19 protein-coding genes are annotated in these 19,110 nt (G+C 27.8%); 15 read left to right on the forward strand and 4 right to left on the reverse strand.

Translation table 11 applies throughout. The annotated features are described in order from the left end of the window. Window positions 1-86: 86 nt before the first annotated feature. Genes ACTTAV_RS03190 through ACTTAV_RS03200 form a run of 3 tightly spaced genes read left to right on the forward strand, consistent with a single transcriptional unit; the run spans window position 87 to window position 5,698 of the window. Window positions 87-2,423 carry a penicillin-binding protein 1A gene (locus ACTTAV_RS03190; RefSeq protein WP_440670158.1) on the forward strand — a complete coding sequence of 779 codons (2,337 nt, stop codon included), beginning with the start codon at window positions 87-89 and terminating at the stop codon, window positions 2,421-2,423. 45 nt (window positions 2,424-2,468) lie between these two features. Next, window positions 2,469-3,518 (forward strand): peptide chain release factor 2, encoded by a 1,050-nt coding sequence (prfB, locus tag ACTTAV_RS03195; protein WP_440671027.1) that lies wholly within the window; start codon window positions 2,469-2,471, stop codon window positions 3,516-3,518. After that, the gene (locus ACTTAV_RS03200; RefSeq protein WP_440670159.1) at window positions 3,515-5,698 is read left to right on the forward strand and encodes a hypothetical protein; all 2,184 of its coding nucleotides are present in this window, start codon (window positions 3,515-3,517) and stop codon (window positions 5,696-5,698) included. Before prfB ends, ACTTAV_RS03200 begins: the two co-directional genes overlap by 4 nt. On the opposite strand, the gene tyrS is transcribed toward ACTTAV_RS03200, so the two are convergent. Beyond that, on the reverse strand, window positions 5,695-6,924 hold the full coding sequence (tyrS, locus tag ACTTAV_RS03205) for a tyrosine--tRNA ligase (RefSeq protein ID WP_440670161.1): 1,230 nt from the start codon (window positions 6,922-6,924) through the stop codon (window positions 5,695-5,697). The two genes, ACTTAV_RS03200 and tyrS, sit on opposite strands and share 4 nt — an antisense overlap. Window positions 6,925-6,971: 47 nt before the next feature. Between tyrS and ACTTAV_RS03210 the strand changes: the two genes are divergently transcribed. Further along, a complete protein-coding gene (locus ACTTAV_RS03210) occupies window positions 6,972-8,090 on the forward strand; it encodes an anhydro-N-acetylmuramic acid kinase (protein ID WP_440670163.1) in 1,119 nt (372 codons plus the stop codon). Here ACTTAV_RS03210 and ACTTAV_RS03215 read toward each other — a convergent pair. Continuing rightward, entirely contained in the window at window positions 8,087-8,743 is a 657-nt protein-coding gene (locus tag ACTTAV_RS03215) for an alpha/beta hydrolase (protein WP_440670165.1), read from the reverse strand. The genes ACTTAV_RS03210 and ACTTAV_RS03215 overlap by 4 nt on opposite strands. Window positions 8,744-8,876: 133 nt before the next feature. Between ACTTAV_RS03215 and ACTTAV_RS03220 the strand changes: the two genes are divergently transcribed. The 9 genes from ACTTAV_RS03220 (at window position 8,877) to ACTTAV_RS03260 (ending at window position 15,280) form a co-directional block, all read left to right on the forward strand. Further along, entirely contained in the window at window positions 8,877-9,302 is a 426-nt protein-coding gene (locus ACTTAV_RS03220) for an Rrf2 family transcriptional regulator (RefSeq protein ID WP_440670166.1), read from the forward strand. Continuing rightward, window positions 9,303-10,745 carry a Fe-S cluster assembly protein SufB gene (sufB, locus tag ACTTAV_RS03225; protein WP_440670167.1) on the forward strand — a complete coding sequence of 481 codons (1,443 nt, stop codon included), beginning with the start codon at window positions 9,303-9,305 and terminating at the stop codon, window positions 10,743-10,745. Next, window positions 10,745-11,479 carry a Fe-S cluster assembly ATPase SufC gene (sufC, locus tag ACTTAV_RS03230; protein WP_440670169.1) on the forward strand — a complete coding sequence of 245 codons (735 nt, stop codon included), beginning with the start codon at window positions 10,745-10,747 and terminating at the stop codon, window positions 11,477-11,479. Before sufB ends, sufC begins: the two co-directional genes overlap by 1 nt. After that, window positions 11,479-12,726 carry a Fe-S cluster assembly protein SufD gene (gene sufD / locus ACTTAV_RS03235; protein ID WP_440670171.1) on the forward strand — a complete coding sequence of 416 codons (1,248 nt, stop codon included), beginning with the start codon at window positions 11,479-11,481 and terminating at the stop codon, window positions 12,724-12,726. Before sufC ends, sufD begins: the two co-directional genes overlap by 1 nt. Further along, window positions 12,723-13,943 carry an aminotransferase class V-fold PLP-dependent enzyme gene (locus ACTTAV_RS03240; protein WP_440670173.1) on the forward strand — a complete coding sequence of 407 codons (1,221 nt, stop codon included), beginning with the start codon at window positions 12,723-12,725 and terminating at the stop codon, window positions 13,941-13,943. Before sufD ends, ACTTAV_RS03240 begins: the two co-directional genes overlap by 4 nt. Continuing rightward, window positions 13,940-14,404, forward strand: coding sequence for a Fe-S cluster assembly sulfur transfer protein SufU (gene sufU, locus ACTTAV_RS03245; protein WP_440670174.1), 465 nt, complete (start codon window positions 13,940-13,942; stop codon window positions 14,402-14,404). The genes ACTTAV_RS03240 and sufU overlap by 4 nt, the downstream gene beginning before the upstream one ends. A 5-nt stretch (window positions 14,405-14,409) precedes the next feature. After that, window positions 14,410-14,706 (forward strand): iron-sulfur cluster assembly protein, encoded by a 297-nt coding sequence (locus ACTTAV_RS03250; RefSeq protein WP_440670175.1) that lies wholly within the window; start codon window positions 14,410-14,412, stop codon window positions 14,704-14,706. After that, on the forward strand, window positions 14,706-15,041 hold the full coding sequence (locus ACTTAV_RS03255) for a HesB/IscA family protein (RefSeq protein ID WP_440670176.1): 336 nt from the start codon (window positions 14,706-14,708) through the stop codon (window positions 15,039-15,041). The genes ACTTAV_RS03250 and ACTTAV_RS03255 overlap by 1 nt, the downstream gene beginning before the upstream one ends. A gap of 68 nt (window positions 15,042-15,109) precedes the next feature. Then, the gene (locus tag ACTTAV_RS03260; protein WP_440670177.1) at window positions 15,110-15,280 is read left to right on the forward strand and encodes a hypothetical protein; all 171 of its coding nucleotides are present in this window, start codon (window positions 15,110-15,112) and stop codon (window positions 15,278-15,280) included. A 7-nt stretch (window positions 15,281-15,287) separates the two neighbouring features. On the opposite strand, the gene glnA is transcribed toward ACTTAV_RS03260, so the two are convergent. Then, the gene (glnA, locus tag ACTTAV_RS03265) at window positions 15,288-16,694 is read right to left on the reverse strand and encodes a type I glutamate--ammonia ligase (protein ID WP_440670178.1); all 1,407 of its coding nucleotides are present in this window, start codon (window positions 16,692-16,694) and stop codon (window positions 15,288-15,290) included. A gap of 138 nt (window positions 16,695-16,832) precedes the next feature. On the opposite strand from glnA, the gene ACTTAV_RS03270 reads away from it, so the two are divergent. Then, window positions 16,833-17,312: a YbaK/EbsC family protein gene (locus tag ACTTAV_RS03270; RefSeq protein WP_440670179.1), complete on the forward strand. Its 480-nt coding sequence runs from the start codon at window positions 16,833-16,835 to the stop codon at window positions 17,310-17,312. Continuing rightward, window positions 17,309-18,196, forward strand: a complete 888-nt coding sequence (locus ACTTAV_RS03275) for a DMT family transporter (protein ID WP_440670180.1) — start codon at window positions 17,309-17,311, stop codon at window positions 18,194-18,196. Before ACTTAV_RS03270 ends, ACTTAV_RS03275 begins: the two co-directional genes overlap by 4 nt. Here the strand turns inward: ACTTAV_RS03275 and ACTTAV_RS03280 are convergent. Beyond that, window positions 18,189-19,097 carry a homocysteine S-methyltransferase family protein gene (locus ACTTAV_RS03280; RefSeq protein ID WP_440670181.1) on the reverse strand — a complete coding sequence of 303 codons (909 nt, stop codon included), beginning with the start codon at window positions 19,095-19,097 and terminating at the stop codon, window positions 18,189-18,191. The genes ACTTAV_RS03275 and ACTTAV_RS03280 overlap by 8 nt on opposite strands. Window positions 19,098-19,110: the final 13 nt, after the last annotated feature.

Genomic DNA, 19,110 nt, shown 5'->3' on the forward strand with positions numbered 1-19,110 from the left:
TTTTTAATTGTTTCATAAAAAGTTAAAATTTTGTTTATATTCTTATGCCTTATCTTTAACAAATTCCGATATATAATGGAATCAAAATGAACAGAATAATTAAAAATTTATTTATTGGTTTTATTAGTTTTTCACTGATTTCTATAATATTAGTTTTGATTATTTTGTGGAATTTTTCAAATAATATACCTGACTATAAATTTTTGAAGAATTATAAACCACCAGTTTCAAGTAAAGTTTATTCTGGAAATGGGGAAGTTGTTGCAGACTTTTCTAGAGAAAAAAGAATTTTTGTGCCTTACAGATCAATACCTCAAAATGTAATTAATGCATTTTTGTCTGCTGAGGATAAAAATTTTTTCTCTCATCCTGGAGTAGATGCTAAAGGTGTTCTAAGAGCTATTATCAATAATATTCAAAATATTATGACCTCAAAAAGATTAGAAGGTGCATCAACAATTACTCAGCAGGTAGCAAAAAATTTTCTGTTAACTAATGAAGTAAGTTTAAATAGAAAAATCAAAGAAGCAATTTTAGCTTTTAGAATTGAAAGAGCATTATCTAAAGAGAGAATACTAGAGTTATATCTAAATCAAATTTATCTTGGAAGTGGTGCTTATGGAGTTGCAGCTGCTAGTTTAGAATATTTTGACAAATCAATTAAAGAACTAAATTATGAAGAAGCAGCTTTATTGGCAGCATTACCTAAAGCACCAAGCAAGTATAATCCTTACAGAGATAGAGAGTTAGCTAAATTTAGAAGAAATTTAGTTTTAAAAAACCTATTTGATAATAATTTTATCACAAATCAAGAGTATAATAATTTAAAGGAAAAAAGTATTAATTTAAAAAAGACAAAAAGAATTTTTTTAGAGGATGCCCAATATTACATTGAAGATGTAAGAAAAAATATAATTGAAATATTGTCTTATGAAAAAGTATACAACCAGGGTTTCAATATTAATACTCCCATAGATTTAGGACTGCAAAAAATTGCCACAGAATCTTTAAGAAATGGATTAATTGAATATGATAAAAGAAAAGGATGGCGTGGACCTTTGTTGAACAAAACTTACTCAAAAATTTGGTATGAAGGTTTAGAAAAATATGATTTAGAAAGGTCTATAGGTTGGGAGATTGGAATTGTAAGAAAAATTTCAAAATTTTCTGCAGAAATTGAAACAAAAAGCAAGGTTAAAGGATTTATAGACTATAGCGATATTTCTTGGACAAAGAAAGAAATAGACAAAGTGTTAAAAGAAGGTGATGTAATTTATATTAAAAAAATAAAAGATAATAAATTCAGTTTAAAGCAAGTTCCAAAAATAAACGGAGGCATTGTTGTAATGGATCCTTATACCGGAAGAGTCATTGCTTTAAGTGGAGGATTTAGTTTTAAAAATAGTGAGTTCAACAGAGCATCTCAAGCATTAAGACAGCCTGGTTCTGCATTTAAACCATTTGTTTATGCACTTGCACTTGAAAATAATTATACACCTTCATCATTAGTTTTAGATGCTCCGTTAGTTTTAGATCAAGGCTCTGATCTTAAAATGTGGAAGCCCGAAAATTATGGAAAAAAATTTTATGGACCTTCTACTTTAAGAGTTGGACTTGAAAAGTCTAGAAATCTTATGACAGTAAGAATTGCACAAAACCTGGGTATTGATAAAGTTGTTAATTTTTCAAAAGATTTGGAAATATATGACAATCCTGAGGAACTTTTATCAATTTCTTTAGGTTCTGCTGAAACTACTTTGTTAAAATTAACATCAGCATACTCTGCCTTTGTGAATGGAGGAAAATTAGTTTCTCCAATTATAATTGATCGAGTTCAAGATAGTGAAGGTAATACTATTTTAAATAACGAAAAACGAACTTGCATGAATTGCGATCAAATTTCATTTACTAGCAATTCTTATCCAAAAATAAAAAGTAATTATAAACAAATATTTTCCTCACAAACTGCATATCAAATTACTTCTTTATTAGAAGGGGTAGTCAAAAGGGGAACAGGAAAAAATTTGAAAGATTTAAATTTAAATTTAGCTGGAAAAACAGGTACAACAAATAAGAATACTGATGCTTGGTTTATTGGTTTTACATCTAATTTAGTAATTGGAGTTTATGTTGGGATGGACAATCCACAACCTTTAGGTAAATTTGAAACAGGTTCAAAAACTGCATTACCAATTTTTAAAAACTTTATTGAAAAAGCTATAAAAAAATCTGATGCAAGACCTTTTAAAGTTGCTGAGGGAATTATAATGATGGTTGTTGACCCAGTAACAGGACAAAAAGCAAAATTCTCATCTAAAGATACAATATTGGAAGCGTATAAAAGCAAGAATGTTGTTGATGGTGTGATTCTGTATTCAAAAAATAATAGATTAGATACAAATAATATACTAAAGTTTTACTAATGGATCATAAATATACAGATTTTAAAAAAGAAATAGAAAAAATAAATCAAAGAGTTAAGGAGTATCTTTGATAAAAATCAAATTTTTTTAAAGTTGCAAAATCACAATCAAAGTATGCTCAAAGGTGATTTTTGGCAAAATAAATCTAAGTCTCAAAAAATATTAAAAGAAAAAAAATTATACGAAAAATTAATTAATTCTTATAAGTTATCTATAAATAGATTAAATGATTTAGATGATTTAAATCAACTCGCTATTGATGAAAATAATACAAACATACAAAATGAAATTTTTGAAAATATTAAAGAACTTAGATCGCAAGTAAAAAAAAATGAAATAAATTGTTTTTTATCTAATGAGTCAGATTCTTTTGATTGTTATATAGAATTTCATGCTGGTGCTGGTGGTACAGAAAGCCAGGATTGGGCCGATATGTTGCGAAGAATGTATTTAAAGTGGTCAGATGATAAAAAGTTTAAAGCAACTCTAATAAGTGAACATAAGGGTGATGAAGCAGGTATTAAATCTTCAACGATCAAAATAGAAGGTGATTATGTTTTTGGTTGGCTTAAAAAGGAGTCAGGTATTCACAGACTGGTAAGAATATCTCCATTTGACTCTGGTGCTAGAAGACATACAAGTTTTGCAAGTATTTGGGTTTACCCAGTAGTAGATGAAAATATTAATATAGAAATTCTTGATAAGGATTTAAGAGTGGACACATATCGATCAAGTGGTGCAGGAGGCCAGCATGTTAACACTACTGACAGTGCAGTTAGGATTACTCATTTACCATCAAAAATTGTTGTTCAGTGTCAAAATGAAAGATCACAACATAAAAATAAAGAAACTTGTATGAATATGTTAAAAGCAAGGCTTTATGATTATGAAATAAAAAAAAAAGAGAAAGAAAACCAAAACGAAGAGTTGTCAAAATCAGAAATAGGGTGGGGACATCAAATTAGATCTTATATATTGCAACCTTATAGATTAGTTAAAGATAATAGGACTAATTTTGAAAGCACAAATCCAGATAAAGTTTTAGATGGAAAAATTGATGAATTTTTAGAACAATCACTGTATCAAATTAAATGAGAGTAATATCAAAATTTTTTCTCACCTTATTATTCCTATTATTAATATCAATATCATACCTAAGTATATTTGGATTTGAGACAGAAAGGTTTAATAGTCAAATAATAAACAAGATTAAAGAAAATGATAAAAACATCGAAGTAGAATTAAAAAAAATTAAATTAGTTTTAAACCCATTTAAATTTAAACTGAATGTTAAAACAGTTGGTGCAAATTTTAAGACGCAGAATAAATTAATTGAAATTGAAAGTATAAAATCTCTAATTTCACTTGGTTCTTTTTTTAAAAATAGGTTTTCAATAGAAAACTTAGAAATTTCAACAAAATCTTTGGAAATTAAAAATTTTATTTCATTCTCCAGATCTTTCCGAAACATGCCTGAGCTATTTATTTTAGAAAAAGCTGTAAAAAAAGGTTATTTAATTGCTAATATAAAACTAGAGTTTGATGAAAAAGGAAAAATTAAAGATAATTATGAGATTAATGGTTTTGTAAGGGATGCTAGAGTAAATATCTTAAATAAATATTCTCTTCAAAAAGTAAATTTTATTTTTAATTATAAAAAAGATGATCTTCAAATTGATGAGATGTTTTTATCTTTAAATAATTTAGATTTTAAATCAGAGAAGATTATTGTCAAAAAAACTAAAAATGATTTTCTGATAAGAGGAGACATAAATCATAAAAAATTTGACATGAATGAAGAAAATATAGATCAGTTTATTAAACCTTTTTTGCCAGGTTTTAGTATAGAGAAAACAGTATTTAGCTCTGAAAATACTTTTTCTCTCCAAATTAAAGAAGGTTTTAAAATAGATAACCTTGAAATAAATTCGAATATGATAATTGAGCAACTTTCAGTAAAGAATGATTTTGACTTAAAAAATTTTTTTCCCAATATAAATAATATTATTTCTTTAAAAAATAACAAAGTGGATATTAGTTACAAAAAAAATGCTTTAATTGTAAATGGAAAAGGAGACATTATTTATCAGAACAAAGAAGATGAGTTAAATTATAATTTTACTCAAAAAAACGAAAAATTAAATTTCGAAACTTCCTTAAAAATAAATGATAATCCTTTAACAATTAAATTTTTGAACTATAAAAAAAATGAAAATGAAAAAATATTAATTGATATCAAAGGATCAAAAGACAAAAAAAATAAAATTTTTATAAATTCATTAAATTTAATTGAAAATAAAAATAAAATTAGTTTAAAAAACTTATCTATAAATGAAAAATTTGAAATAACTAAATTGGATGAATTAAATTTAGAATATACTGACGAAGAAAAACAAAAAAATTTAATTAAATTTTCAAAAAAAAAAGATGGATATCATTTAATTGGCTCTGTATTAAATGCTAATAATTTAATCGATAAAATTTTATCTGAAAATGATAAAGATAGTTATATAAATATCAATTCTAAAATAAATATAGATATTGATAAAATTCTTTTAGATAGTGAGCATTATTTACAAAATTTTTCTGGATATTTAATAATAAAAAATAAAGAAATATTTAAAGCTGATTTAAATGGAAATTTTTCCGACAATAAGAAGTTGAATTTTACAATTAATTTTTTAGATAATGAAAAAATTACAACTTTATATATCGATAAAGCGAAGCCTATAGTTAGACGATATAATTTTATAAAAGGATTCGAGGAAGGATCTCTAGATTTCTATAGTTCAAAAAAAAATGGTGAGTCTGCATCTCAACTTAAAATTTACGATTTTAAACTCAAAAAACTACCATTATTAACAAAAATTTTAACTTTAGCATCACTACAAGGTATTGCCGATATTTTATCTGGTGAAGGAATACGTTTTAATGAATTTGAGATGAATTTTAGAAATAAAGGAAATTTAATGACCATTGAAGAAGTGTATGCAATTGGACCTGCAATTTCTGTTTTAATGGATGGATACGTTGAAAAAAATAAACTTATTAGCTTGAGAGGAACCTTAGTACCTGCCACAACAATAAATAAGTTTATTGGTTCTTTACCAGTATTAGGTAAAATATTAGTAGGATCAAAAACTGGTGAGGGAGTATTTGGTGTGAGTTTTAAGATTAAAGGTCCTCCAAAAAATTTAGAAACATCGGTAAATCCAATTAAAACATTAACACCGAGATTTATAACAAGAACTTTAGAAAAAATTAAAAAAAATTAATCTAGCTCTATTTTAATGTGCCTTTTTTTTCCAACAGAAAGTTTTAAATAATCATTTTTAAAAAATTGATTATCTATAATTAGTTTTTCATCAGAGATAATTTTATCATTTAATTTAATAGCGTTTCCTTGAATTAATCTCCTTATCTCACTTTTAGACTTTTCTAATTTAGATAAAATTATAAGATCAATAATCATTAATTTATCTTTAAAATCTTTTTTTTTTATTTTAACAGAGGGCAAATTAGAACCAAGTGAAGTTCCCGAAAAGGCTTCTTTTGCAGCTTGTTCTGAGTTTTGAGCTGCTTTTTTACCGTGAAGCATAGAAGTTGCTTCATTAGCAAGTTTAATTTTAAGTTGGTTAATATTATCATCTTTAATTTGGTTGATTTCCTCAATGCTCAAATCTGTGAATATCTTTAAAAATTTTATAACATCTCTGTCATCGACATTCCTCCAGAATTGCCAATAGTCGTAAGATGATAATAATTTTTCATCTAACCAAATTGCACCAGTTTCTGTTTTTCCCATTTTAGCTCCTGATGCTAATGTAATAAGTGGCGTTGTTAAGCCATATGCATGTTTGCTTGAATATCTTTTTATAAGTTCGGTACCATTAACTATGTTACCCCATTGGTCAGAACCTCCAATTTGTAAAGAGCAATTTTGTTTTTTATTCAATTCTAAAAAATCATAAGCTTGTAAAATCATATAATTAAACTCCATATAACTTAATGACTGTTCTCTATCTAATCTAGTTTTTACACTTTCAAAGGTAAGCATCTTATTAATTGTAAAATGTTTTCCAATATCTCTTAAAAAAGAAATGTAATTTAAATCTTTGAGCCATGAATAATTATTTACGAATATTGGTTTTATTTTTGGATTATCATTATCTAAAAATTTTTTTAAAATTTTTTCAATACTTTTAATATTTTTATTTATCTCTTGCTCAGATAATATTTTTCTTGTTTTGTCTTTACCTGATGGATCTCCAATTCTTGTAGTACCTCCACCTAATAATACGATTGGTTTATGACCGTGTTTTTGAAGAAGTCGTAAACACATGATTTGGAGCAAACTTCCAACATGTAGACTTTCAGCAGTACAATCGAAACCAATATAGCCTTTGATTTTTTCTTTATTTAGTAATTCAGATAACTCATCTTCATTTGTACATTGATAGAAATAACCTCTATCTTTAAATTCTTTTAAAAATTTATTCATAAGATAATACTAATACAATATACAAATTTAATTAAAAAAAAATAATAATGGGAAAGTTATATACAGCCTTAGGCTTGATGAGTGGTACTTCTGGAGATGGGGTAGATGTTTCAATAATTAGTTCAGATGGAATCAATCAATATAGGGAAATTTCAAATAAATATTTTAAATATGACCAAAAAATATACGAAAATCTTCATAATTTGAGAGATAAAATTTTAAAATCTAATGATCTTTTAAAAAATAAAAATGAAATTAATAGTCTGGAGATTGATATAACATTATTTCATGCAAAAATTGTAAACGAAATTTTAGAATTGGCAGATGAAGAAATTGATTTTATTGGTTTTCATGGTCAAACTATTTATCATAATTCAATAGAGAAAATCTCCAAACAGATAGGTGATGGTAATTTGCTATCTCAATTAACTAAAAAAACAGTAATTTATAATTTTAGGCAAAACGATATTAAAAATGGTGGAGAAGGTGCGCCATTAGCTCCATTATTTCATAAATTAATTGTTAAACAAAAAAAAATTGAATTGCCAGTTATCGTTTTAAATATAGGAGGTATTGCAAATGTTACAGTAATTGGAGAAAATATTTTTAAGAGTTCAGATTTAGGACCAGGAAATTGTTTAATTGATGAGTGGATTAGAAATAACACAAAATTTAAATTTGATAAAAATGGAGAAATCGCAAAACATGGAAAAACTAATGATATAATTTTAAATCAAGCTTTAGATAATTTTGAAAATAGACCAAATAAAAAAATATTATCTTTTGATACAAAAGATTTCAGTCTAGGTTTTGTAAGAGGTCTTAGTTTAGAAGATGGAGCAGCAACTTTAACAGATTTTACAGGTAGAATAATTGCAGATAGTCTTTTTAGTTTAATACATGAAGCAAGAGAAAAGTCTTGGAAAGTTTTGGTTTGTGGAGGAGGAAGAAAAAATGTTTCTCTAATACGAAAAATCGAATTCATTACACCTAAAAATATAGTGATACAACCTATTGATGATTATGGTATTGATGGCGATTATGTAGAGTCACAAGCATTTGCTTATCTGGCAATTAGATCTTTTTTAAAGCTACCAATTTCATTTCCATTAACAACTGGATGTAAAGAGCCTTGTACTGGAGGAGAAATAGTAAAAAATTTTTAATAAAGTGCCGTTTCTTTTTTTATATATTTATCTAAAGATTTTGCTAAAGCGCTTTCAGCTTTAGAAAAAAAATGATTTGCATCTGAAACCGCTTGAAATTCAACTTTTATTCCTTTTTGTGCACTCAATCTTTTATTTAATTCATTTGTATGTTCAACAGGAACAAGCTCATCTTTTTTTCCATAAACCACAAGTCCAGAGGTTGGACAAGGTGACAAGAAGGAAAAATCATAAACATTAGGTTGAGGAGATATTGCAATAAATCTATTTATCTCTGGCCGTCTCATTAATAATTGCATTGCAATTAAAGAACCAAAAGAAAATCCAGAAACCCAACATTGTGAGTTGTCAAAATTTTCTCTCTCTAGCCAATCTAAAGCAGCTGCTGCATCAGCCAATTCACCTTGACCATTATCAAATTCACCATCACTTTTACCAACTCCCCTAAAGTTTACTCGACAAACAGAAAAATCATTATCCATAAAGGTGTGAAAAGTTTCTACAACAACTTTGTTGTTCATTGTTCCACCATATTGAGGATGAGGTTGTAAAACTAATGCAATAGGCGATGTATTTTTTTTACTTTTATAATATTTAGCTTCAAGCCTACCAGCTGGTCCTGGAATAAATATTTCTAATATTTTGTTATCCATAATTAGTATTGATTACTATTCTCAAAAAAAAATTACATTTATCACAACTGCGTCATAAAATGTTAGTTTTTTTTTATATCGATACTTGACTATTTTAGTCAGGTTTATATATACCCTCATAAAATAAGGATTTATGAAACTTACATCTAAAGGTAGATATGCGGTAATGGCTTTAGTGGATCTAGCCAGATTTGATAATATTAATCCAGTTTCTTTAAGAGATATCTCTCTAAGACAAGGCATTTCTTTGGATTATTTAGAGCAAATCTTTTCAAAATTAAGAAAAAAAGAAATAGTTCAAAGTGTGAGAGGAACACAGGGTGGTTATGTTTTAAACAAAAAAGCTAAAGAAATAAAACTTACAAATATTTTTGACGCTGTAGATGAAAAAGTAAAAACTGTCCAGTGCAAAAAAGATTCAAAAAAAGGATGTAATGGTAAGTCTACCAAATGTTTAACTCATAATCTTTGGGATGAACTTGAAAACCATATTAATAATTTTTTTGATGAAAAAAGTTTAGATGATCTTGTTAAAGATAACTCTGAAAGAAGAATTTAAATGGATACGAGAGAAAAAGAAATAGAGAATTTAAAAGATTATAAATACGGTTTTACTACAGATATAGAAAACATTAAAGCACCCAAAGGTCTAAATGAAGAAGTAATTAAGTTTATCTCTAAAATAAAAAAAGAACCTAAATGGATGTTAGATTTTAGATTAAAAGCATTTGAAAGATTTAAATTATTAAAAGAGCCTAATTGGCAAAAACCAAAATATCCAAAAATTAATTATCAGGATTTATATTATTATTCTGCTCCTAAAAGTATGAAAGATAAGCCAAAAAGCCTTGATGAATTAGATCCCAAACTTTTAGAAACATATAAAAAACTTGGAATTCCATTACAAGAACAAGCACGTTTAAATGGCATAGCAGTAGATGCAGTTTTTGACTCAGTATCGGTTGCAACTACATTTAAAGAAGAGCTCACGAAACAAGGAATCATTTTTTGCTCAATGTCTGAAGCTATACAAAAACATCCTGAACTTGTGAAAAAATATTTAGGAACAGTAATTCCAACTACTGATCATTTTTTTGCAACATTAAATTCTGCAGTATTTACTGATGGATCATTTGTTTATATTCCGGAGGGAGTGAGATGCCCAATGGAGCTCTCTACTTATTTTAGAATCAATGCATCTGAAACAGGACAGTTCGAAAGAACACTTATAATTGCTGATAAAGGAAGTTATGTGAGTTATCTTGAAGGGTGTACAGCTCCAATGAGAGATGAAAATCAATTACATGCTGCAAATGTTGAATTAATTGCGTTAGATGATGCTGAAATAAAATATTCTACTGTACAAAATTGGTATCCTGGAGATGAAAATGGCAAAGGTGGTATATATAATTTTGTTACCAAAAGAGGATTGTGTAAAGGAAAAAATTCTAAAATTTCATGGACACAAGTTGAGACTGGTTCAGCTATAACCTGGAAGTATCCAAGCTGCATTCTAAAAGGTGATAATTCAGTTGGTGAGTTTTATTCAATAGCAATAACAAACAATCACCAAAAAGCTGATACTGGAACGAAAATGATTCATTTAGGAAAAAATACTAAAAGTAAAATTATATCAAAGGGTATTAGCGCTGGATTTTCTGACATGACATATAGAGGATTAGTTGACATAAATTCTAAAGCTAAAAATTCAAGTAATTTTACTCAGTGTGACTCATTGCTTATGGGAAATAATTGTGGAGCTCATACTGTGCCATATATTAAGAACAAAAATTTTGACTCCAATATTGCTCATGAGGCAACAACATCAAAGATAAGTGAGGAACAATTACATTATTGTCAACAGAGAGGTTTAAATCAAGAAGAAGCAGTGGGCTTGATTGTGAATGGTTTCTGTAAAGAGGTATTACAACAATTGCCTATGGAATTTGCAGTAGAGGCTCAAAAACTTGTGGGAATAAGTTTAGAAGGGAGTGTTGGTTAATGCTTAAAATTAATAACTTAAATGCAAATATTGATAATAAATCAATTTTGAAAGGCTTTTCATTAAATGTAAATCCGGGTGAAGTTCACGCAATAATGGGACCAAATGGATCTGGAAAAAGTACTTTATCAAATATTTTGTCAGGAAAAAAAGGGTATGACGTAACCGGAGAAGTATTGTTTGAAAACAATAATTTGTTTGATTTAGAAACCGAAGAAAGAGCACACAAAGGTATTTTTTTAGCTTTTCAATATCCCTTGGAAATCCCTGGTGTAAATACAAATATCTTTCTTAAAACTTCATTAAATGCAGTTAGAAAAGCACGAGGTGAAAAAGAGCTTGATGCAATTGAGTTTTTAAAACTTGTAAAAGAAAAAGCTAAAGAACTGAAATTTGATGAAGAAAAATTAAGCAGACAATTAAATGTTGGTTTTTCTGGTGGTGAAAAAAAGAAAAATGAAATTTTACAAATGTCTATGCTTGCACCCAAGTTATCGATTTTAGATGAGACAGATTCAGGTTTAGATATAGATGCATTAAAGATTGTTGCAGATGGAGTTAATACACTCAGAAATAAAGATAACTCATTTTTAATAATTACCCATTATCAAAGATTATTGGATTATATTAAGCCAGACTTTGTACATGTTTTAATAAATGGAAAGATAATTAAATCTGGTGGACCAGATTTAGCATTAGAGCTAGAAAAAAAAGGATATGAAAATTTTAATTAATGACAGAACAAATTAAAATAGATTTTGAAAAAACAATTCAAGCTTCAGATTTGTCTGAAGGTGATGTTAGTTTAAAAAAGAAATTTTTAAATAGCTTTATCACCAAAGGTTTCCCAAGCAAAAAACTTGAAAATTGGAAATTTTTAGACATTAGCCAAATTATCAAAAAAGATATTGGAGAATTAAGTTTTTTTAATGACTATTCACCTATTAATAAAGTAGATGAATCCGTTTTTGTAAAAGATTTAGAACACAATAAAATTGTTTTTATCAATGGCAAGGTAGAAAGAATTAATTTTAAATATGAAGATCAAGATAAAATTGAAATAAACGAGAGTTCAAAATTAGAAGAAAAATTTAAAAATAGTAATTCATTAATTGATTTAAACAATGCATTCATAAACAAAATTTATAAAATTTTAGTTAAAAAAGATTATTCTCTAAAAAAACCTTTGATTGTTTATCATCTTACAAATAATGAAATTCAATCAAAAAATATTAATTTAAGATTACAATTTCAATTAGAGCAAAATAGTTCATTAAAACTGATTGATTTTTTTAATCATAACTCTGAAAAAAACTTCATTAACACTTTCTATGACTTTGAACTAAAAAAAAATGCAATCTTAAAGAATTATAAACTTGATAAATTACAAAATAAAAACATTCAATACTCCTTTAATAATATCAATCAAGATGAAAATAGTGTCTCAGAAACTTTTTTATTATCTGCTGGATCTAGTTTTTTAAAAAATGAAATTAATTCTAACCTAAATGGTAAATATTCCTCAGCTTTTGTGAATGGTATATTTTCAATAAAAGACAATCAGCAACATGAAATTAGAACTACAATAAATCATTTAGTTGAAAATACAAAAAGTTATCAATTAATCAAAAGCGTGCTTGAAAAAAATTCTAAAGCTGCATATCAAGGAAAAATTTTTGTTGATCAAAAAGCACAAAAAACAGATGGTTATCAATTGAGTAGGGCAATATTATTAGATGAAACTTCAGAATTTAACGCAAAACCAGAATTAGAAATTTATGCTGATGATGTAAAATGTTCTCACGGTTCAGCATCTGGTAGTTTAGATGAAAACTCAATATTTTATTTGATGTCTAGAGGTTTGAGCTATCAACAATCCAAAGAACTTTTGATTAATGGATTTATATTAGAGGTAATTGAAAATATTACAGATATTGAAATAAAAGATTTAATTAAGAAGATGATAGGATTTAAAGAATGAATATAGACAATATAAAAAAAGAATTTCCTATATTTGATGATAAAATTCAAAATAATGATTTAGTCTATTTGGATAGTGCTAATTCTTCTCAAAAACCAAAAGTAGTTATTGATCGAATAAACGAATTTTATACAAAACAATTTTCAAATGTCGGCAGAAGCGTTCATTATTTAGCAGTTGCAGCTACAAATCTATATGAAAACACAAGATCTTCGGTTCAGAAATACATAAATGCAAAAGATAAAAATGAGATTGTTTTTACAAAAGGAGCCACAGAAGCCCTTAATTTAGTGGCAAATACTCTGGGTCAAAAATACTTAAATGAGGGAGATGAAATCATATTAACTGAACTAGAACACCATTCTAATTATGTTCCTTGGCACTATCTAAGAAAATCAAAAAATATAAAAATTAATTTTGCTGAAATAAATGATGATGGAGAAGTACCATTAGAAAATATTGAAAAATTAATAACGCCTAAAACAAAAGTAATTTCCGTTAATCATTTATCAAATGTTACTGGTGCAATTTTACCAATAAAAGAAATCACTCAACTTGCTCACTCAAAAGGAATTATAGTTGTAGTTGATGGATGTCAGGGCGCACCTCATTTAAAAATTGATGTGCAAGATCTTGACTGTGATTTTTATGCTATTTCTTGTCATAAAATGTATGGACCTACAGGTTTAGGAATCTTATTTGGTAAAAAAAAATGGTTAGAAGAACTTCCTCCTTATCAAGGTGGCGGGGGAATGATCAAAGAGGTTAAGAAAGATAGAATTACATATGGAGATTTACCAAATAAGTATGAAGCTGGAACAATGGCTACAGCACAAGTTATAGCATTTGATCAATCAATTAAGTTTTTAGAGAATATTGGTATAGAAACTATAATCAAACATGAGAAAGAATTAATTGAATATGGTCAAGAAATTCTAAGAAAAAATAATTCAGTTAAACTCATTGGTAATCCAAAAAATAAAGGTGGAGTGTTAGCTTTTACAATTGAAGGAGTTCACCCTCATGATATAGCTACTATTTTAGATGAAGATGGTGTTGCGATAAGAGCTGGCCACCATTGTTGTCAAATACTTCATGATAAATTAGGAATATCTGCAAGTGCAAGAGCTTCAATAGGAGTTTATAATACTAAAGAAGATTTCGATCACTTAAATGAGTCAATAAATAAATGTAAAAAAATTTTTGAAATAAAATGAACTTAAAAGAATTATATCAAGAAATTATTTTAGAGCATGGAAAAAACCCTAGAAACTTAAGGAAGACAGAAAATTTTAACAAAGATGCTAAGGGAAACAATCCATTATGTGGAGATAATGTTCATGTTTATTTAAAATTAAATGATCAAAGAAAAGTTGAAGATATATCTTTTGAAGGCAGTGGATGTGCAATTTCAATGGCTTCAGCTTCAATAATGACAGATTTAATTAAAGGTAAAACAGATAATGAAGCAAAAGAAATTATTGAAGATTTTTTGGCAATGATAAAAGAAAATCCAGAATTAAAAAATAAAATATTAAAAGATGATGATAAGACTAAACTAATGTGTCTTTCAGGAGTTAAACAATACCCTATGAGAGTTAAGTGCGCTACATTATCATGGCACACATTAGTTTCAGCAATGCAAAATGATGGGAAACAAATAAGTACAGAAGAATAATATTTATGGAAATTAAAGAAAAAATTATTGAAGAAATTAGAAAAATTTACGATCCAGAATTACCAGTAAATATTTACGAACTTGGATTAATCTATGATATAAAAATAGTTGGTAGAAAAGCTGAAATTAAAATGACATTAACAACACCTAATTGCCCAGTTGCTGAAAGTTTACCTAAAGAAGTTAAAGAAGGTGCAATGCAAGTTGAAGAGATAGATGATGTCGATTTACAATTAGTTTGGGATCCCCCCTGGACTAAAGATATGATGTCAGATGCAGCTAAATTGGAGTTAAACTTATAATGAATCCTATAATTAAGTTAAGTGATAATGCTGCAAATAGAATAAAAGAAATTATGTCTAGTGCAGAGAAAAGTGCATTAGGTGTAAGGGTTTCAGTTAAATCAGGTGGTTGTGCTGGAATGTCTTACGTAATGGAATATTCAAAAGAAATTAATCCAAATGATGAGGTAATTGAAGATAAAGGTGTTAAAGTTTTTATAGATTCCGCTGCAGTAATGTATCTTCTAGGAACTGAAATGGATTATAAAAAAGAGGAATTTTCATCTAGCTTTGTATTCAATAATCCTAATGAAACAGAGCGTTGTGGATGCGGAGAATCCTTTAAAATAAGCTAGATATAATAGTATCCCATAAGTTGCATAGCAGTATTGCGTTAAATGCATATCTAGTGTATAAGATTCATATGAATAAGTTTGAATTTAAAAATCTTGTTAAAGGCCTAAGAGACTCTTTAAAAGAAAAAACATTTTTTAAAGATCTACGTAAAGAAGTTGAAACTGGTGCTAACGGCACACAAGATTACGTAGTTAAAAAAGGCGTTAATAAAGATTCAATTGCTACAACAAAACAGTAATTAATAATTAACTACTGTAATACATCTCAAACTCTACAGGATGAGGTGCATGTTCAAACTTGTGAATTTCCTCAAACTTTAGGGCAATATAAGCATCTATTTGATCATCGGTAAATACACCACCTTGAGTTAAGAATTCTCTATCTTTATCTAAACTTTCCATAGCTTCTCTTAAAGAACCACAAACTGTTGGAATAGCTTTAACTTCTTCTGGAGGAAGATCATAAAGGTCTTTATCAAAAGATTCACCTGGATGAATTTTGTTTTTAATTCCATCTAATCCGGCCATTAACATTGCTGCGAAAGTCAAATAAGGGTTTCCAGCAGCATCAGGAAATCTAATTTCGCATCTTGCACCTTTTTTATTTAATGTAATTGGAATTCTGCATGATGCAGATCTATTTCTAGCAGAGTAAGCTAACAATACTGGAGCTTCAAAACCAGGAACTAATCTTTTGTAACTATTTGTAGTAGAATTTGCAAAAGCGTTTATTGCTTTTGCATGTTTCAAAATTCCACCAATATAATGTAATGCAGTTTCAGATAATCCTGCATAAGCTTCACCAGAAAATACTGGTGTATCACCTTTCCATATTGATTGGTGAATATGCATTCCAGATCCATTATCTCCTGCAACTGGTTTAGGCATAAATGTAGCAGTTTTTCCAAATGAATGAGTTACCATCTGTACTATGTATTTATATAATTGAACGTTATCAGCTTGATTTACTAAAGTGCCAAAATACATTCCAAGCTCATGTTGACTTGGGGCAACTTCATGGTGATGTTTTTCAACTTTAATTCCAACTTCTTTTAAATTTTTTAAATATTCTCCTCTCATATCTTGTTCACTGTCAACAGGAGGCACCGGAAAATAACCACCTTTAACCGGAGGTCTGTGACCCATATTTCCATTTTCGTATTCTTTTCCAGAATTATAAGGACCTTCTTTACTATCTAATTTGAATCCACACTCATTCATATCATTTTTAATTCTGACATCATCAAAAACAAAAAATTCAGGTTCAGGACCAAAGAATGCTTTGTCTCCAATACCAGAAGATTTTAAATACTCTTCAGCTTTTTTTGCAACTCCTCTTGGATCTCTTTCATAAGGAGTTTTCTTTATAGCATCTAAAATATCACAGAATAGAACTACAGTATTATGTGATGTAAAAGGATCTAAAAAAAATCTTGATAGATCAGGCTTTAAAATCATATCGGATTCGTTAATAGCCTTCCAGCCAGCTATAGATGATCCGTCAAAAAATACTCCTTCTTCAAGCATGCTATCATCAACTGCTGTAGCGTCCATTGTTAAATGTTGAAGTTTACCTCTTGGGTCTGTGAATCTTAGATCAACAAACTCAGCTTCTTTATCTTTGATAAATTTTAAAACATCTTTAGCACTCATATTTTCTCCTATGTAATTCCGTGGTTGTAGTATCAAATAAAGACTGATAAATAATGCTCTTTTAATTAATAACACCTATGCATTTTTTACATAAGTGAGTATTTTGCGGCATAAAAATAAACAATTTAAAGTTGAAATATGTCTTTATTAGAAAAAGAGCCAGTTAAGAGAGTAGAGAAGTATTTGAGAGAATTTGATGCAAATTTAAATATTATTTCATTAGATACATCGGCAAGAACAGCCATTGAGGCTGCTTCATCATTAAAATGTGAGGTAGGAGCTATAGTTAAAAGCTTACTTTTTAAAACAGAAAATTCATTTACTTTATTTTTAGTTGCTGGAGATAAGAAAGCGTCTCTAAACAAGATTAAAAAAAGCTTAAACATTAAAGATGCCTCAATGGCTTCAGCAGATGAAGTTAAAAATACAACAGGATTTACTATTGGGGGAGTTTCACCAATAGGACATTTAAATAAAATTAATGTCTACATTGATAATTCACTTAAAAGGTTTGATAATTTATACGCAGCAGCAGGACATCCTAATTGTGTATTTAAAATTGATTTTGCAAAACTACAAAAAATTACAAATGGTTTAGTTAACGATATCACTGAATGAGACAGCCAAAATTACTAGATTATTTATTACTTACATTATTAGCACTAATTTGGGCTTCTGCTTTTTTTAATATAAAGATAGCAACTTATTCTTATGGGCCAGTTACAATAGCTTTTTTAAGAGTTTTTTTTGGAGCTATTCCAGTTTTGTTACTTTGCTATTTTAAAAATATTAAAATAGAAGCCTTTTCAAAAGATTGGCATTGGTTTGCAATGATAGGATTTATAAATTTAGTAGCTCCATTTTTTCTAATAGCCTATGGAGTTAAATCCGTTCAAAGTAATTTAGCAGCAATTTTAATGTCTACTACACCTTTAAGCTCAACTGTACTTGCACATTTTTATACAAAAAATGAAAAATTTAACTTTGTAAAAACAATTGGAATATTAATTGGATTTTCAGGCATTGTTTTTTTATTTTCTGACAATCTTTTAATTGATGAAAATAATTTTACATCAGCTCTATTAATTTTATTAGGATCGACCTGTTATGTTATTGGAGGAGTTTTAACTTTAAAAATTAGTAAGAAGAAAAACGAAAATGTTACAGGATCAATTTTAATCTGGGCAACAATTATTTTAATACCCTTTGTAAGTTTTATTGAACAACCATGGGAATTAACCCCTAGATTAGACTCAACTATTTCAGTTATTTATCTTGGTTTATTTTCAACTGGAATTGCTTGGTTATTAAGATTTAGAATTTTAGTTAATAATGGATTAATTTTTCAATCACAAGTATCTTATTTAATACCAATCTTTGGTACAATATTAAGTTATATTTTCTTAAAAGAATTAATAACTTTTAGAGTATTAGTCTCTTTAATAGCTGTTTGCATCGGTATTTACTTTGTAAGAAAAGCAGATTTTAAAAAAACTATTTAAGTTTTGAAAAAGCCTCAATGTGAGCTGGTCTTGTCTCACAACATCCACCAATAATAGTTGCACCTGCATCTTTAAATTTTTTAGCCAGTTCAGCCATTTTGGTTGGAGTTAAATCTTTACGTTGACCTAAAAATTCATTTGGATTTCCTGTCTTACTTTTATTATATGCACCAGTATAATTTGGCTTTGGATTAGTTTTAACAAAACCATTTAATTTAAATCCAAACGGAACATTTAAATTTTTAATCTCATTTAGATTTAATTCATAATTTTCTGGTGAAATGCAGGATAGGATTATTCCAAGTAATTTATCATGATCTATTTTGGTTATTATTTCTGAAATTTTTTCACCACTTGGTAGTTTTGTACCTTCTGAAATATGTGCTCCGATTAAATAGGGTTTATCAAACTCCTTAATACATTCGATACCAATTTTAAACTCTCTTACACTGCTTAAAACATCAAAATAAAAAAAATCTACATAAGGATTTAATATTTTTGCTTGACTGTAAAAATCATCTTTAATTTCATTTTCTGATCTCGTATCAGCTTCATAAGTTAAGTATTGTGGTGGCAATCCTCCTGCTATAAGTGTTTTTGGAAAAAGTTTTTTTGCTTTTTGGGCAATTTCACCAGCTTTTGTATTTAAATATTCAAATTTATCCTCAACTTTATTATCTCTTAATCTGATTTTTCTAGTGGTGAACGTAGTTGTAACTATTACTTCAGCACCTGCTTTTATAAAATCTATATGTGTGTCTAATAATAGTTGATGATATTTTTCTTTTAATAATGCATTTGCGCTCCACAATGTTCCATTAGGCTCCATACCTCTCGCAAGCAGTTCTTGACCCATTCCACCATCTAAAATTCTTGTTTCTTTAAAAAAATTAATATCCATTTTAATCTCACTT

This window comes from Candidatus Pelagibacter sp. HIMB1483 (assembly GCF_052048135.1).
GTDB lineage: Bacteria > Pseudomonadota > Alphaproteobacteria > Pelagibacterales > Pelagibacteraceae > Pelagibacter.

Excerpts from the sequence above, each read along its gene's own strand:
- ACTTAV_RS03190 (WP_440670158.1), top strand. The coding sequence starts at position 87 with ATGAACAGAATAATTAAAAATTTATTTATTGGTTTTATTAGTTTTTCA.
- ACTTAV_RS03200 (WP_440670159.1), top strand. The coding sequence starts at position 3,515 with ATGAGAGTAATATCAAAATTTTTTCTCACCTTATTATTCCTATTATTA.
- tyrS (WP_440670161.1), bottom strand. The coding sequence starts at position 6,924 with ATGAATAAATTTTTAAAAGAATTTAAAGATAGAGGTTATTTCTATCAA.
- ACTTAV_RS03210 (WP_440670163.1), top strand. The coding sequence starts at position 6,972 with ATGGGAAAGTTATATACAGCCTTAGGCTTGATGAGTGGTACTTCTGGA.
- ACTTAV_RS03215 (WP_440670165.1), bottom strand. The coding sequence starts at position 8,743 with ATGGATAACAAAATATTAGAAATATTTATTCCAGGACCAGCTGGTAGG.
- ACTTAV_RS03220 (WP_440670166.1), top strand. The coding sequence starts at position 8,877 with ATGAAACTTACATCTAAAGGTAGATATGCGGTAATGGCTTTAGTGGAT.
- sufB (WP_440670167.1), top strand. The coding sequence starts at position 9,303 with ATGGATACGAGAGAAAAAGAAATAGAGAATTTAAAAGATTATAAATAC.
- sufC (WP_440670169.1), top strand. The coding sequence starts at position 10,745 with ATGCTTAAAATTAATAACTTAAATGCAAATATTGATAATAAATCAATT.
- sufD (WP_440670171.1), top strand. The coding sequence starts at position 11,479 with ATGACAGAACAAATTAAAATAGATTTTGAAAAAACAATTCAAGCTTCA.
- ACTTAV_RS03240 (WP_440670173.1), top strand. The coding sequence starts at position 12,723 with ATGAATATAGACAATATAAAAAAAGAATTTCCTATATTTGATGATAAA.
- sufU (WP_440670174.1), top strand. The coding sequence starts at position 13,940 with ATGAACTTAAAAGAATTATATCAAGAAATTATTTTAGAGCATGGAAAA.
- ACTTAV_RS03250 (WP_440670175.1), top strand. The coding sequence starts at position 14,410 with ATGGAAATTAAAGAAAAAATTATTGAAGAAATTAGAAAAATTTACGAT.
- ACTTAV_RS03255 (WP_440670176.1), top strand. The coding sequence starts at position 14,706 with ATGAATCCTATAATTAAGTTAAGTGATAATGCTGCAAATAGAATAAAA.
- ACTTAV_RS03260 (WP_440670177.1), top strand. The coding sequence starts at position 15,110 with ATGAATAAGTTTGAATTTAAAAATCTTGTTAAAGGCCTAAGAGACTCT.
- glnA (WP_440670178.1), bottom strand. The coding sequence starts at position 16,694 with ATGAGTGCTAAAGATGTTTTAAAATTTATCAAAGATAAAGAAGCTGAG.
- ACTTAV_RS03270 (WP_440670179.1), top strand. The coding sequence starts at position 16,833 with ATGTCTTTATTAGAAAAAGAGCCAGTTAAGAGAGTAGAGAAGTATTTG.
- ACTTAV_RS03275 (WP_440670180.1), top strand. The coding sequence starts at position 17,309 with ATGAGACAGCCAAAATTACTAGATTATTTATTACTTACATTATTAGCA.
- ACTTAV_RS03280 (WP_440670181.1), bottom strand. The coding sequence starts at position 19,097 with ATGGATATTAATTTTTTTAAAGAAACAAGAATTTTAGATGGTGGAATG.